Source organism: Mycobacterium sp. smrl_JER01 (assembly GCF_048513595.2).
Taxonomy (GTDB): Bacteria; Actinomycetota; Actinomycetes; order Mycobacteriales; family Mycobacteriaceae; genus Mycobacterium.
In genome coordinates this window covers 3,596,911-3,611,186 of the sequence record NZ_JBLXXK020000001.1, presented here as the reverse complement: position 1 = coordinate 3,611,186, position 14,276 = coordinate 3,596,911, and the positions used below count along the sequence as shown (strand labels likewise).

The following is a 14,276-nucleotide window of genomic DNA, read 5'->3' as shown; positions in this document are numbered from 1 at the left end:
TACGGTGGGGCAATCCAATTCTGTCAGTGCACCGAATGACTGCAAATGCTGCGCGACGAGAGGGCCGGACCGCCATGGGCATCGAGTACGAATGCGTCGTCGACCACCCGCGTGAGGAGGTCTGGCAGTGGCACACCCGCCCCGGAGCGATGCGCAGGCTGGTCCCGCCCTGGCAGCCGATGTCGGTGGTGTCCGAATCTGCCTCGCTGGCCGACGGGGTTGCGGTTCTGGGGCTCCCCGGTGGATTGCGCTGGGTGGCGCGTCACGACCCGGCGGCGTATGTGCCGGGCTCTCGGTTCGCCGACGAGCTCTCCTCGCACGGACTGGCATCCTGGCCGCCCCGGGTGATCGGCCGGTGGCGCCACACCCACACATTCAGCGACGCCGGCGCAGCGACCAGGGTGCACGACAGCGTCGACGCGGTGGTGCCGGCGGCCGCCCTGCGCGCCACCTTCGCCTATCGCCACCGCCAACTCTCCGACGATTTGGCCGCGCATCGCCGGGCGTCGGTCGCCGGGGTAGAACCGCTGGTCATCGCGATCACCGGCGCCACCGGGCTGGTCGGCTCGGCGCTGAGTGCATTCTTGACCACCGGGGGCCACCGGGTGATCCGGTTGGTCCGCGGCCCGGCGCACGGCGGGGACGAACGGCGGTGGGATCCCCGTGATCCGGCGCCTGACCTGCTCACGGGGGTGGACGCGGTGGTGCACCTGGCCGGCGCCTCGATCGCGGGCCGCTTCACCGATGCGCATCGCGCCGCCATCCGTGACAGCCGCATCGAGCCCACACGTCACCTGGCTGCGGTGGCGGCGTCAGCCCCCGACGGACCCCGGATCTTCGTCAGCGCGTCGGCGATCGGGTACTACGGTTTCGACCGCGGTGACACCCAATTGACCGAGGACAGCAGTCGGGGTGACGGTTTCCTGGCCGACGTCGTGACGGATTGGGAGGCGGCGACCGCGCCGGCCGCCGATGCGGGACTGCGGGTGGTCATGGTGCGAACCGGCATCGTGCAGTCCGCGGCGGGCGGCACCCTTCGCCTGCTGCGCCCGCTGTTCGCGGCCGGCCTGGGCGGCCGCCTCGGCAGCGGCAGGCAATGGTTGTCCTGGATCGATCTCGACGACCTCATCGACGTCTATCACCGGGTGCTTTACGACGACCGGTTCAGCGGACCGGTGAACGCGGTCGGGCCGGACCCGGTGCGCAATACCGACTACACCAGGGAGCTGGCCGGGCTGCTGCACCGGCCGGCACTTCTTCCGGTTCCGGGGCTGGGACCCCGGGTGCTGTTGGGGCAGCAGGGTGCCAGGGAGCTGGCCGAGGCCAGCCAGCGCGTGGTGCCTTCGAAGCTGTTGGCCGCCGCGCATCCGTTCCGTCACCCGCACATCCGCGACGCGCTGGCCCATCAGCTCGGTCGGGAGTGACCAGCCACGTGGGTCAGGAAGCCACGCACCAGAGCCCGGATGCGCCCCGCCGTTTCCTCTGCCAGTTCTGTTGTGCGCGTGAGTAGTTCGTCGTGATCCAGTCCAGCCGCGACGATGTCGCCGTCGCGGTCGGCGGCCAGCCACCGTTTCAGCAGGTCGGTGTCCACCTCCGGGTGGAACTGCAGGGCCAGGGTACGGTCCAATACGAAGGCCTGCGACGCATTGGGTGTCCTCGCAATCTCGGTGGCCCCCGGTGGCAACGTCCACCGATCGAAATGCCACTGGAACCACGGTCCACCCGGCACCACCTCGGGTCGCTCGCTGAGCACGTCGTACCAGCCGATCTCGGGCCGCGGTGACCGCGATACCGTGCCACCGAACGTCTGGGCCAGGATCTGACCGCCGAAACATACTCCCAGCAGTGCGATTCCGGCGTCGGCGGCGTCGCGGAGCAGTTGCATCTCGGCACCCACCCAGGTCCTGCGCAGCGCGTCGTCATACACCGGCCACGATGCGCCCAGGGGGACGATGACGTCGTAGGGGTCCGGCTCGGGGAATGTCACCTCGCCGGCGGGGTTGTCGGAGCGCTCGGCGGGGACGACCTCGAACGTGTCCACGTCGAAGCCCTGCTCGGCGAATGCATCGCCGAGCAGGGCTTCGGTCGCCATGTGCTCATTGACCAGGAACAGCACCTTGGAACTCACCCGGTCATTATCCCGCGGCTGCGGGGGCGCGTCCGCGCGGGGCATTTGACTCTCCCCCTGGGGGAGACACCACGGTGAGGGTATGTCGATCACACCACACCGCGCCGCAACAGCGGCCACCCTGCGCGGCTCGCGCTGGGCGATGGTGCAACGCAGTGCGGGCCGAACCGCACGCCTCCCTCAAGATTTCGATGACAACCGATCACCCTCTCGCGGTGCCGATTTCCTGAACAACAGCTGAACAGTCGGTGCCGGGGTGGGCATTCGGCAGAACCGCTTTACTCAAAATGCAAAATGCAATATATTACAAGAAGTCGGATCGACCCCCGGAGGGCAACATGAGAATCAGACAAGCCGTCACGACGATGATCGTCGGTGCCGCGGTGACCGCGCTCGCAGCCGGTTGTGGCGGCGCGGCGGCCCAACAACCCGACTCGACGCCCAAACCCACGGTGGTGTTGGTGCACGGCGCGTTCGCCGACTCGTCGAGCTGGAACGGAGTGGTTCAGATCCTCCAAGAAGAGGGGTATCACGTTGTGGCGGTGGCCAACCCATTGCGCGGTCTGGCCTCCGACGCCGACTACGTCCGAAGCGTCCTGGACAGTGTGGGCGGTCCGGTGGTGCTGGCCGGGCACTCCTACGGAGGCACCGTCATCAGTGAGGCGGCCGATGGCCGGGCGGACGTGAAAGCCCTGGTGTACGTCGCCAGCTTCATCCTCGAACCGGGAGAGAGCACCTCGCAGCTGGCCGGGAAGTTCCCCGGCGCCGAACTGGGCACAGCGCTGAACGCGGTGCCCTACCCGCTTCCCGACGGACGCCAGGGCGAGGACCTGTATATCGAGCAGGGCCAATTCCAGAAGGTGTTCGCCGCCGACGTCTCGGCCGATGTCGTGGCACTGATGGGTGCCACCCAGCGGCCGATCGCCGCGGCCGCGCTCGAAGACCCGGCCACCAGGGCCGCATGGAAGGTCATCCCCTCCTGGAACCTGGTCGCCACGCAGGATCTGGCCGTTCCGGCCGCATCGCAGCGATTCATGGGGGAACGCGCCAACGCCCACACCGTCGAGGTCGAGGCGTCGCACGCGGTCACGGTCTCGCAGCCCGCGGCGGTTGCCACCTTGATCGGACAAGCCGCGGCGGCCGGCGCCGGGTGACGAATCGGAGGTCAACTCCCGCCCAGGCCGACGACCGGCCACCCGAACACATCGATCTATCTCTGAGTTGGAGACTCGCGGCCCGCGACGCGGTCCGACAAGCAGAAGGTGAGCACGTGCATGAATACCGATAGGGCTCGCACTTGCGAGCCGGCTGCCTACGACTACATCGTGGTCGGAGCCGGGTCGGCGGGCTGCGTCATCGCCACCCGGCTATCCGAAGATCCCGACGTGCGGGTTCTGTTGCTGGAGTCTGGTTCTGAGGACACCAGACCCGAGATCGCGAGCCCGCCGGCGTGGCCGGCACTGTGGGGATCCGATGTCGACTATTCCTATGACACCGTCCCACAGGCGGGGACGGCCGGGCTTCGGCACAACTGGCCGCGAGGCCACACGCTCGGTGGGAGCAGCAGCATCAACGCCATGGTCCACCTGCGTGGGCATCCTGCCGACTTCGATGGCTGGGACTGTCCCGGTTGGGATTACCGGTCGGTGCTTCCGTATTTCATGCGGATGGAGACGGTCGCGGGTGCCGACACCTCTGTACGCGGTGCCGACGGCCCCATGCGTCCGCGCCCCGTCGATCCGGCGGAGGCCAATCCGCTCTCCGAGGTGTTCCTGCGCGGTGCTGTTGCTGCCGGTCATCCGTTGACCGACGATTTCAACGGGTGGTGCGCCGAGGGCGCGGGTTGGCACGATCTGTCGATCCACGGTGGTGTCCGTCAGAGCGCTGCCAGCGCCTACCTGCATCCGGTACGCGGCCGGAGGTCCAATCTGACCGTCCAAACCGGTGCGCGGGCCACCCGGCTGGTTATCGACGGAAATCGTTGCCGAGGAGTCGAGTTCGTGAGCCAGGGTGGGCGGGCGATCGCGCATGCCGACGCCGAGGTGGTCATCAGCGCGGGAGCGGTGGACTCCCCACGACTGCTACTACTCTCCGGGGTGGGGCCCGCCCACGACCTCGAAGCGGTCGGTATCGAGGTGGTCCACAACCTGCCAGGGGTGGGTCGCAACCTGCACGACCACCCGTTGTGTGGTGTGGTCTACGAGGCGAGGCAACCCATACCGCCCGGGCGGGCCAACCACGCCGAAACCTCGATGGTATGGCGCAGTGACGGATCGGCTGCGGGGCCGGACATGCAAATCATGTTTATCCATGTGCCTTTTCACCCGCCGCATCTCTACGCGCCTGCGAACAGTTTCACGATGGCGATCGCCACCGTGCCCGAAGCGCGCGGTTCGATCCGTGTGCCGGGACCGGATCCGACGCTTGCGCCGCTCATCGACCCGAACTACCTGGGGGCGGAATCCGACGTGCGCAGGTTGCTCGACGGCATCGACGTGGCACGAGCGATCGCTGCCACCGAGCCGTTCACTGCCTGGCGTGGCCGCGAGGTGATGCCCGGAGCGGCTGTGCAAGACCGAAAAGCTCTGCGCAGCTTTGTTACTCAGGCGACCAGCACCTACTACCACCCGGTGGGGAGCTGCATGATGGGCGTCGGCCCCGACGCGGTGGTGGACACCGAACTGCGGGTGCACGGTCTCACAGGTGTGCGTGTCGCGGACGCATCGATCATGCCCAGGGTGGTGACGGTCAACACCAACGCGGCGACGATCATGATCGGGGAGAAGGCATCCGACCTGATTCGCCGAGGCTGACCGCTGATATACGATACGTTGCATGCCAGTTCCGGTGGAGCGGGGAAAGCACCGCCGATCGTTGTTGCGCGACCAGGCTTACCTGTCCATTCGCGATGCGATCATCAACGGAACCCTGGCTCCGGGCGAGAAGCTGCGTGACCCCGACCTCGAAGAGTGGTTGGGCATCAGCCGAACTCCGATCCGCGAAGCGCTGGCCCGCTTGGAGGCAGCGGGATTGGTGCACACCATCCCCGGCCGTTCGACCGTGGTGTCCGAGATCGAACCGCAGTCGGTGCGCAACGCCCAGGACGTGGCCGCGGCGATGCACGCACTGGCGGTGCGAACGGCGGTGCCGCTGATGGGCCGCAAGGAATTCGACGCGATGACGCGGGCGAACAAAGAGTTCGCCGAGGCCGTCTCGTCCGGGGATGCCGACGCGGCGATCAGCAGCGATGACGATTTCCACCAGGTTGCCGTGCAGGCAAGTGGTAACACGGTGATCGCCCAGGTCCTTGAGCAGGTTACGCCGGTGCTGAGACGGTGCGAGTATCTGCGGTTTTCCTCGTTGTCCGGCCGGGAGTCCATCGGCCAGCACAAACAGATCATCGCCTTGTGCCGCAAGGGACAGGCGGAGGAGGCCGCCGCGGCCGCCGAACGCAATTGGCAGACGTTGTCGCGGCTGACCGGTCAGCCGGAGCCGTGAGCGGTCAGTAGCCGTTGTCGAATGCGATCGGAAGTGATGCGGGCCCGCTGATGCCGGTGATCGGCTTCCACGTCGCCGGACCGTCACGCCGCATCCGTGGCATCCGTCGCGCCATCATGGTCAGCGCCTCGGCGAGCTCGATCCGTGCCAGGTGTGAACCGAGACAGTAGTGGACACCTCCACCGAAGGTCAGCATCGCGGGCGCGCCCTGCCGGGTGATGTCGAAGCGGTCGGGTTCGGCGAAGACGGCCGGATCGCGGTTGGCCGAAGCGGTGTTCGCGATCACCAGGGTGCCGGCCGGCACCAGGTACCCGGCGAGTTCGACGTCCTCGACCGCGACGCGCAAGGTGGTGAAGATGACGGGGGAGTACCGCATGACCTCTTCGACCGCCGCGGGTACCAGCTCAGGGCGCGCTGCGAGTAGCCGCCATTGCTCGGGGTGATCGCAGAAGACCTCGACCGCTGCGGCGAGCTGATTGCGTGTGGTGTCGGTACCCGCCATGAGTAGGGTCGCGGCCAGCGTGAGCAGCTCCTCATGCGTCAACCGGTCTCCCTCGACCTCGGCCCGCATCATGTCGGACAGCAGATCCTTGGTGAGCGACTCTCGTCGACTGGCCACCATGTCCTCGAGGTAGGCCTCCAGTGCCCGCCAGGCGCGAACGATGACGGGGCCATCCTCGACGACGTTCCAGTCGAAAACCTTGAAGATGTCATCAGCCCACGCCGACAACAGATCCCAATCTTCGCGCCGGGTGCCGAGCAACGCGCAGATGACCGGCACCGGGTACGGCCTGGTGAGGGCAGAGACCGCGTCGCATCGGCGGTCGGCGGCGACTCGATAGACGAGCTCGGCGATGACGTCGGCGCAGGTGTTGCGGAGACGACCGGCCGCCCGCGGGGTGAATGCTCTGGCCACCAGCCGTCGTTGGCGATGATGTTCCTCACCGCTGAGGCTCAGTAGCCCCGTGACGACGATGTCCCACAGCTCACCCGAGGTCACTCCCTGCGCGGTGAGAGCAACACCCTTGGGAATCTCGAACCTGTCGTCGCGCAGCACCGTGCGGACAGCGTCGTAGGTCAGTGCCTCGGGACCGTGTGGCCCAAGAGCAATGGGTGCCCGCTCGCGCGCAGCACCGATGAGGCGATGTGCTGCCGCGGGTCCCTCGGCGTGCTCGTAGGCGATGGTCGGCAGATCCGCGCCGAAAACGGTCGTGGCGGTGGCGTCCACGGTCATAGTCGCTCTCCTCACGCTCGGTGTGATACCGGTGGTGACGAGTTTTCGCTGCGAGGCCCTGGGCGGACAGCGTGGTCGACTACCTAACTTCACGCCGTCCGCCCGGCGACTACTGAGGTGCCATGTCTCCGGACAACGAACGCCTGCGCAGCGGACCGAAGCTGTCTTGTCCGCTCAGCGGACGTCGACGTAGTAGACGCTGGCGCCGGTCTTGGTGTTCTGATACGTCCGGTCGTAGCGGAAATCGCGGATGGTGGAGCGGATATCGCCGCCCTTGTTGACCCCGACCACGGACGCCTCGCTCAGCGGGGTGTCGGAGAGCCGGTTGACCACCACGCGGTGGCCCTGGGCCTCCAGCTCGGCGATGGTGGCATCGGCGCCCCCGGCGGTCGGCGCTGCCAACGCCGGAGCGGCCAACCCGAGAGCGACAGCCGACAGTCCGGCAGCAGCAGCGGTGGCAACGGTGAGATTCTTCATGGTGGTGTCCTTGTCAGTGGTATTTCTCCGGGTGGTCTGACTGGTAGAACCAGCCGCCCCGCACAAACCATGTCGTTTGGCAGAAATTCGACCCCGAGCTGGCAGAACAGTCACGCCCGCGGCTCATGAGAACGTCGCCGACCGGGTGGACCCACCCCAACTCATTCAACGATTTGTTGAGACGACTTCAACATTTTGTTGTAGCTTTGCGGACATCACACCGGGAGGACATATGCGATCACGTTCGTCACACCGCCATCGGATCAGTGCGCTGTGCACAGGGGTTCTGCTCATCGGACTCACCGCGTGCGGAGGGGGTACGCCTACGCCCGGCGGCAGCGAACCCGATGCTGCGGGCGGCCGGTCCGCGATCCCGGACAACGCCGCACTCATCGCCGAGATCGAACCGGATCCGGCGTTGTCGGCGGGTCTCCCGTCGGCCATCGCGGAGTCAAAAACGGTGAACCTCGGTTCCAACATCCAGTCCGCACCGAACAACTTCTATGCCGGGGACGGCACCACGCCGATCGGATACGAAGTGGATCTGGCCAAAGCCATCGGGTCCAAACTCGGAGTCGAGATGGCCTATCAGGACATGGCGTTCGGATCGCTGATCACCAGCCTGCAGTCGGGTCGCATCGACATGACGATGGCCGCGATGAACGACACCAAGGAGCGGCAGCAGCAGATCGACTTCGTCGACTACTTCTCTTCCGGCATCACGATCATGGTGCAGAAGGGCAACCCCGAAGGGATCACCGGTCCAGAAGCGCTGTGCGGAAAGAACGTTGCGCTGGTCCAGGGAACCAGCCATCAGAGGTTCGCCACCGCGCAGAGCGAGAAATGTGTGCAGGAGGGCCAGCCGGCGATCAACATCACCGCCACCGACAGCGACACCCAGAACCAGAATCAGCTCCGCACCGGCCGCGTCGCTGCGATCCTCAACGATCTGCCCAGCGCGGTCTACATCTCCCGAACCGCCAATGACGGCAACGCGTTCGAAGTTGTTCCCGGGCCCCCGATCGAGGGCGGACCGTACGGTATCGGGTTCGCCAAAACCAACACCGCGCTTCGTGATTCGGTCAACGAAGCGCTGAGCGCACTGATGGCGGACGGTACCTACACCCAGATCCTGGAAAGCTGGGGCGTCGAACAGGGAGCACTGACGGAGACGGCTGTCAATGGGGGTTAGGCCCATGATGGGGCCGGGCATCGATCCGCTGCCCATCGTCCGTCTCCGACATTGGGGTAGATGGGTCAGTGCAGGCGTCATCGCCGCTGTGCTCGTGGTGGTCGGCATCACTCTCATGCGCGCACAGATTCAGTGGGCGTCGGTGCCGGACTTCGTCGTCTACCGCGTGATGCTCGTCGGTCTGGTGAACACGGTGCTGCTGGCGGTGATCGCGCACGCGATCGCCATCGTGATCGGTGTGGTCATCGCTCTGATGCGGCGCAGTGCGAACCCGGTCTCCCGATGGTTCGCCACCGCCTACATCTGGCTTTTCCGCGGCCTACCGGTGCTGTTGCAGATATTGATCTGGTACAACCTTGCGCTGGTGATCCCGACCGTCTCGATTCCGCTGCCGTTCGGCGGTTACCTGGTCGACGAACCCACCAATGTCCTGGTCAGCGCTTTCACCGCCGCGCTGCTCGGGCTGGCGCTCAACGAGAGCGCGTACATGGCCGAGATCGTGCGCGCCGGGCTGAACAGTGTGGACACCGGGCAGGTCGAGGCTGCCAAGTCGATCGGTATGGGTCCGGCCATCACCCTGCGTCGGGTCGTTCTGCCCCAGGCGATGCGGGTGATCATCCCGCCAACCGGCAACGACTTCGTCGACATGCTCAAGGGCACATCGATCGCGTCGGTGATCGGCGTGACCGAACTGCTGCACGCGGCGAACAACATCTCGTCGCACAACCTGCTGGTGATGGAGACACTGTTCGCCGCCGCGGTCTGGTACATGGTGGTGGTGACGATCGCCAGTGTCGGCCAGCACTATCTGGAGCAGAGATTCGCCGGGAGCGAGCGCAGCGTGGCAGTTCAGGCCGGGAGAGCGTTACGCGCCATCCCCCTGATGAGGAGCTCCCGTGTCTGATCCGCTGTTGAAGGCCGTCGGGGTACGAAAAAGCTACGGTCACCACGAAGTTCTCAAGGGCGTCGATCTCGAGGTACGACGCGGTCAGGTGGTGTGCCTGCTCGGTCCGTCGGGAGCCGGTAAGAGCACTTTTCTGCGTTGCCTCAATCATCTCGAAACGATCGATGCCGGTGAGGTCTGGGTCGACGGCAGACCGATCGGTTTCGAGCTGCGCAACGGCAGACTCTACGAGCTTCGCGAACGTGATGTCGCCAAACAACGCCGCGACATCGGGATGGTGTTCCAGCGGTTCAATCTGTTCGGCCATCGCACCGCGTTGGAGAACGTCACCGAAGGTCCGGTCCGGGTGCTCGGTGTCGCACCGAACGTCGCCCGTGAAGAGGGTCTCGCGCTGCTCGACCGGGTCGGCCTGGGCGATCGCGGCGACGCCTATCCGGCCCAACTGTCGGGAGGCCAGCAACAACGCGTGGCGATCGCGCGCTCGCTGGCGATGAAACCCAAACTGATGCTGTTCGACGAGCCCACTTCCGCGCTGGATCCCGAGCTCGTCGGGGAGGTGCTGGCGGTGATGAACACGCTGGTCGACGACGGGATGACGATGGTGGTCGTGACACACGAGATCGGGTTCGCCGCCGAAGCCGCCGACGAGATCGTCTTCATGGCCGACGGTTCGGTGGTGGAAACCGGTGCACCGGAACGCATTCTGAAGACGCCCGAACATGATCGCACGCGACAGTTCCTGGCTCGGGTACTTGCGTGAAGCCGATCTCGCCGCGTTACCGGCTGCAGTTCTCCGAGTCCGAGGGTTATCTGGACTTCGCCCGCTTCGGCCCACCCTCGCACGCGGTGCTCGACACCACCGCCCGGCTACTGGAAAAAGCCACCCACGCCGGTGCGGCCACCGTCGACGAGTTGATGCGGGAAGAGACCAGGGTCAAAGCTGCCGCAGCTCGACTGTGCCGCAGCGACATCGACCACATCGTGCTGGCGCCGCACACCAGTCTCGGACTGATGCAGGCGGCGTTCAACGCCCCGGGCGGAACCGCGTTGGTCTCCGCCGCCGAGTTTCCGGCGAATACCTATCCATGGGCGCGCGCCGAGCAGGCGGGGCGGTTGACCGCACGCTACCTTCCGGAGGGTCACGTCACCGCCGAGCGGCTGGCCGCAGCATTGACCGACGACGTCACCATCGTGTCGGTGAGCGCGGTCGACTTCCGCACCGGCTACCGCGCGGACCTGGCGGCGCTCCGCGACGTGGTGGGTGACCGCCTCCTCGTCGTCGACGGCATCCAGGGATTCGGGGTGATCGACGAGCCCTGGGAGGTTGCCGACATTCTGGTTGTCGGCGGACAGAAATGGTTGCGGGCCGGCTGGGGCACGGGATTCGCGATGCTGTCGGACCGCGCCTTGGAACGGATGGATCCGGTGCTGTCGGGGTGGACCGGGGCCCGCGACCCCGGGCTGTTCGACAACACCATCCATCCACCCGAACGCACCGCCGCGGCCTGGTCGATCTCCAATCTGAGCCCGGTGACATCCGGGGCATTCGCCGCTGCCCTGGAACTGGTCGAAGAGGCCGGGGTCGGCGAGATCGCCGCGCACATCGCCGAGCGCGTCGGGGCGTTGGAAGAGGTCCTGGTCGCCTGCGGGGCCGACATCGTCTCCGAGCGCCAGCGGCGAGCCGGGATCCTTGCCTTCGCGCTACCGGACTGTCCGGCCGAGCAGGTCGGTGCGGCACTGAACGCCGCCGGCATCGCGGCCACCGTGCGGCCCGACCACATTCGGCTTTCGCCGCACGCCTCGACTACGCTGGACGTGCTCGAACAGCTCAGGGCGGCACTGGGATCGTTGACCCCCCAGCAGCGGTCGGCGCCGGTGCTGACTCCGGCTCCCGTGGGTGCCGCCACACATGACGTGCTGACCTCCTTGATTCCCGCGGTGCACGGTTTGGCCACGATGCTGGGCCCGGGTAACGAGGTGCTTCTGCATGATCTCTCCCGTCTTCCCGACTCGATCGTCGCCATTGCCGGGGATCTGACCCACCGTGCCGTCGGCGGACCGATGACCGATCTTCTGCTGGGCCTGATCCGCCGGGGCACCACCCAGGATCTCATCAACTATCGCACCAACAACCCCGACGGGCGGCCCATCCGGTCCTCGACGTTGTTCCTGCGCGACGCCGCCGGCGCCGCCATCGGCTGTCTGTGCGTCAACAGTGAACTGCCCGAGACGGTTTCGGATACGGTCCGGCCCCGAGACGAGAGTTTCCCTCCCGACGTGGACAGTCTGCAGAGGTTCCTCGTCGACACCGCGATCGCCAAGGTGGGTTGTCAACCGTCGGAGATGAAGAAGCAGCAGAAGGCAGCCGTGGTCCGTGAGCTCGATGAGGCCGGCTTCTTCCTCATCCGAGATTCCGTCGATCACGTGGCCGGACGGTTGGATGTGACCCGCTACACGATCTACAACTATCTCAACGAGATTCGGGGCTGACCCGCCCGGGTTGCGGCATGGGCTGGGTCAGGCGAGGACGAGTCTGCTGATCAGCTGCGGTCAGTGGGCACTGCCGCCGCGGCCGATCTGATCGATGCTGTCGACGACAGTGACTCGCCCGCCGTCGCCCGGGTCGGGGGCGGGCAGGACGGACTCCGGGTCGATCAGGTACACCTCGTGACCGTCGAGGGTGAGGCGGCGGACGATCTCCAACAGGATGCGACGGGCGACGTCGTCGATCGAGTACACCATGGTGATATCCAGCGCCACTTTGGCTTCCGCCGGTGTGGCCGCTGTGACCTCGCGGACAACTCTTTCCGCGCCGGCGAAGCGGATCCCGCCTTGCAGTCGGAGGACCCGGACCGCGTTCGGTCCCGTGCCGACGACCTGATCGGACCGCACGACCGCGCGCGCCGCGGCCGGAACCTCCATCACGTGCAGACCCATGTCGGAAGAGAATCGTTCGAACAGCGCCACTCCGCGCACGCTGTTTCCGTGCGAGTCCAGTCGCGGTGAGAACGTGGCGATCCCGATCTGGCCGGGAAGGGCGCCGATCAGGCCCCCGGCCACACCGCTCTTGGCCGGGATGCCGACCTGAGTCGCCCAGTCGCCGGCTGCGTCATACATTCCGCAGGTGAACATGACACTCAACACCTGACGAACCACCGGCTCGGGCACCACCCGCTCACCGGAGAGCGGATTGACTCCGTGGTTGGCCAACGTCGCGGCCATCACGGCCAGATCGCGGGCGGTGACGAGCAGGGAGCACTGCCGGGTGTAGCCGTCGACGACGGTGGCCGCGTCCTCGGTGAGAATGTGGTGGCTGCGCAGCATGTGGGCGATCGCCAGGTTGCGGTGCGCGTGCTCGATCTCCGATGCGCACACCGATTCGTCGATCGTCAACCGCCGGCCGGCGAACGCCGAAAGGCCGTCGACCACCCGCTCCAACCGCTCCGTCGCCGGCAATGGCCGGGCCCCGACAAGCGAATGCGTGGTGATGGCACCGGCATTGATCATCGGGTTGAGTGGACGCCCGGAACCGCCCTCCAGTGAGATCTCGTTGAACGCTTCGCCGGACGGTTCGACACCGACCTTGGCAAGCACCGCGTCGAAGCCGCGATCGGCGAGGGCCAGCGCGTAGGCGAACGGCTTGGAGATCGACTGGATCGTGAACTCGACATCGATGTCGCCGGCGCCGTAGACCGCGCCGTCGACCATGGCGAAGACCGCACCGAGGCGCTCGGGATCGGCGACGGCCAGTTCGGGAATGTAGTCCGCCGGCGCGCCGGAGGTCTGCGGTGCAACAGCCGAGAGCTTCTCGGTCAGATAGTCAGGAATCGGTGACAGCATGCCACTCCTTGCGCGCAACGCGGGCCGGCAAGAAGACCGTCCCGTTCCGGTCGGTCAACGTTGCAGTTCCGCGTCATCGACCGGACCCCACATGTTGATGGTGGCGATGTCGACCTCCCAGGTCCGCGGGTACTGCGGGCACTGCTCGTGCCAGGGCCGGGGTTCGAAGTATCCCTTGGACTCGTCGTGAATGACGTCGAGCTGGGTGAACAGCTCGACGGTGTTGCCGTCAGGGTCCCTGTGATAGGTGAACAGGTTGTGGCCCGGGCCATGCCGGCCGGGGCCCCAGTGCAGTCGAAAATCGTTCTTCGCCAGATGATCGAGCATGGTGATCAGATGATTCGGATCCCGCATCTCGTAGGCGACGTGATGCATCCCCGTCCTGGCGGTGCTGCGCAGGAAGTTGGCTGCGTGGTGGTCGGCGTTGCAGCGCAGGAACACGAAGAAATCGCCGATGGTGTCCGACCATCGGAAACCCAGGAGATCCTGATAGAAGCCCTGAAGCTGTTCGAGTTCGGTGGTGAACGCGGCGACGTGACCGAGCTTGGTCGGCCGCAGCAACGCCCGTCCGTCGGCGCCGCTGGATGCCTGACCCTCGAACAGATGGAGCTCGGCATCGGTGCAGGGTTCGCTCATCACGAGCACGTCGGGGGTTCCCGGCGCGAAATCGGATCGGCGCTTGGCCTGGTAGCCGGAGTCCTGCAAACGCCGGTGGGCATCGGTGAGCGAGCCCCACACCTCGTAGCCGACCGCGGAGCGCGAGCGGGACTGCTCGGCCCTTCGGATGACGACGCAATGGTGGTCGGAACCGGTCGTCAGATAGGCGTACTCCTCGCCCTGTTCGACGATCGTGAAATCGAGGACCTCGCTGTAGTACCACGCCATTCGCGCGACATCCGGTGTGTCGAAGGTGACGTAGCCGAGCTTGGATACCGCAGCTGCCGGTTCGGCTGTGGGCCTTCCCGGCGGTGGTGTTGCAACGCCCATTCGGGTGCCTTTCGAG

13 protein-coding genes are annotated in these 14,276 nt (G+C 66.3%); 8 read left to right on the top strand and 5 right to left on the bottom strand.

The window, feature by feature from the left end; translation table 11 throughout:
- Window positions 1–74: 74 nt before the first annotated feature.
- On the top strand, window positions 75–1,424 hold the full coding sequence (locus ACNUDN_RS17015) for a TIGR01777 family oxidoreductase (protein WP_419125193.1): 1,350 nt from the start codon (window positions 75–77) through the stop codon (window positions 1,422–1,424).
- On the opposite strand, the gene ACNUDN_RS17010 is transcribed toward ACNUDN_RS17015, so the two are convergent.
- On the bottom strand, window positions 1,406–2,128 hold the full coding sequence (locus tag ACNUDN_RS17010) for a type 1 glutamine amidotransferase (protein ID WP_419122987.1): 723 nt from the start codon (window positions 2,126–2,128) through the stop codon (window positions 1,406–1,408). The two genes, ACNUDN_RS17015 and ACNUDN_RS17010, sit on opposite strands and share 19 nt — an antisense overlap.
- Before the next feature lie 338 nt (window positions 2,129–2,466).
- Here ACNUDN_RS17010 and ACNUDN_RS17005 point away from each other — a divergent pair, with 338 nt between their 5' ends.
- The 3 genes from ACNUDN_RS17005 to ACNUDN_RS16995 all read left to right on the top strand — a co-directional run bounded on the left by ACNUDN_RS17005 (window position 2,467) and on the right by ACNUDN_RS16995 (window position 5,626).
- A complete protein-coding gene (locus ACNUDN_RS17005) occupies window positions 2,467–3,282 on the top strand; it encodes an alpha/beta fold hydrolase (protein ID WP_419122986.1) in 816 nt (271 codons plus the stop codon).
- Between the two features lie 120 nt (window positions 3,283–3,402).
- Window positions 3,403–4,941: a GMC family oxidoreductase gene (locus ACNUDN_RS17000; protein ID WP_419122985.1), complete on the top strand. Its 1,539-nt coding sequence runs from the start codon at window positions 3,403–3,405 to the stop codon at window positions 4,939–4,941.
- Between the two features lie 22 nt (window positions 4,942–4,963).
- Window positions 4,964–5,626 (top strand): GntR family transcriptional regulator, encoded by a 663-nt coding sequence (locus ACNUDN_RS16995; RefSeq protein ID WP_419122984.1) that lies wholly within the window; start codon window positions 4,964–4,966, stop codon window positions 5,624–5,626.
- 4 nt (window positions 5,627–5,630) lie between these two features.
- Here the strand turns inward: ACNUDN_RS16995 and ACNUDN_RS16990 are convergent, their stop codons facing one another.
- Window positions 5,631–6,860: a cytochrome P450 gene (locus tag ACNUDN_RS16990; protein ID WP_419122983.1), complete on the bottom strand. Its 1,230-nt coding sequence runs from the start codon at window positions 6,858–6,860 to the stop codon at window positions 5,631–5,633.
- A 174-nt stretch (window positions 6,861–7,034) separates the two neighbouring features.
- Window positions 7,035–7,337 carry a hypothetical protein gene (locus ACNUDN_RS16985; RefSeq protein ID WP_419122982.1) on the bottom strand — a complete coding sequence of 101 codons (303 nt, stop codon included), beginning with the start codon at window positions 7,335–7,337 and terminating at the stop codon, window positions 7,035–7,037.
- Between the two features lie 232 nt (window positions 7,338–7,569).
- On the opposite strand from ACNUDN_RS16985, the gene ACNUDN_RS16980 reads away from it, so the two are divergent.
- From ACNUDN_RS16980 to ACNUDN_RS16965, 4 genes are read left to right on the top strand one after another with little or no spacing between them, the layout of a single operon-like run.
- Window positions 7,570–8,529: an ABC transporter substrate-binding protein gene (locus ACNUDN_RS16980; protein ID WP_419122981.1), complete on the top strand. Its 960-nt coding sequence runs from the start codon at window positions 7,570–7,572 to the stop codon at window positions 8,527–8,529.
- The gene (locus ACNUDN_RS16975) at window positions 8,519–9,433 is read left to right on the top strand and encodes an amino acid ABC transporter permease (RefSeq protein ID WP_419122980.1); all 915 of its coding nucleotides are present in this window, start codon (window positions 8,519–8,521) and stop codon (window positions 9,431–9,433) included. The genes ACNUDN_RS16980 and ACNUDN_RS16975 overlap by 11 nt, the downstream gene beginning before the upstream one ends.
- Window positions 9,426–10,193, top strand: a complete 768-nt coding sequence (locus tag ACNUDN_RS16970) for an amino acid ABC transporter ATP-binding protein (RefSeq protein WP_419122979.1) — start codon at window positions 9,426–9,428, stop codon at window positions 10,191–10,193. The genes ACNUDN_RS16975 and ACNUDN_RS16970 overlap by 8 nt, the downstream gene beginning before the upstream one ends.
- Window positions 10,190–11,923 carry an aminotransferase class V-fold PLP-dependent enzyme gene (locus ACNUDN_RS16965; RefSeq protein WP_419122978.1) on the top strand — a complete coding sequence of 578 codons (1,734 nt, stop codon included), beginning with the start codon at window positions 10,190–10,192 and terminating at the stop codon, window positions 11,921–11,923. The genes ACNUDN_RS16970 and ACNUDN_RS16965 overlap by 4 nt, the downstream gene beginning before the upstream one ends.
- 60 nt (window positions 11,924–11,983) lie before the next feature.
- On the opposite strand, the gene ACNUDN_RS16960 is transcribed toward ACNUDN_RS16965, so the two are convergent.
- Together ACNUDN_RS16960 and ACNUDN_RS16955 are read right to left on the bottom strand one after the other, a co-directional pair.
- Window positions 11,984–13,273, bottom strand: coding sequence for a glutaminase (locus tag ACNUDN_RS16960; RefSeq protein ID WP_419122977.1), 1,290 nt, complete (start codon window positions 13,271–13,273; stop codon window positions 11,984–11,986).
- 54 nt (window positions 13,274–13,327) lie between these two features.
- On the bottom strand, window positions 13,328–14,260 hold the full coding sequence (locus ACNUDN_RS16955) for a VOC family protein (protein WP_419122976.1): 933 nt from the start codon (window positions 14,258–14,260) through the stop codon (window positions 13,328–13,330).
- Window positions 14,261–14,276: the final 16 nt, after the last annotated feature.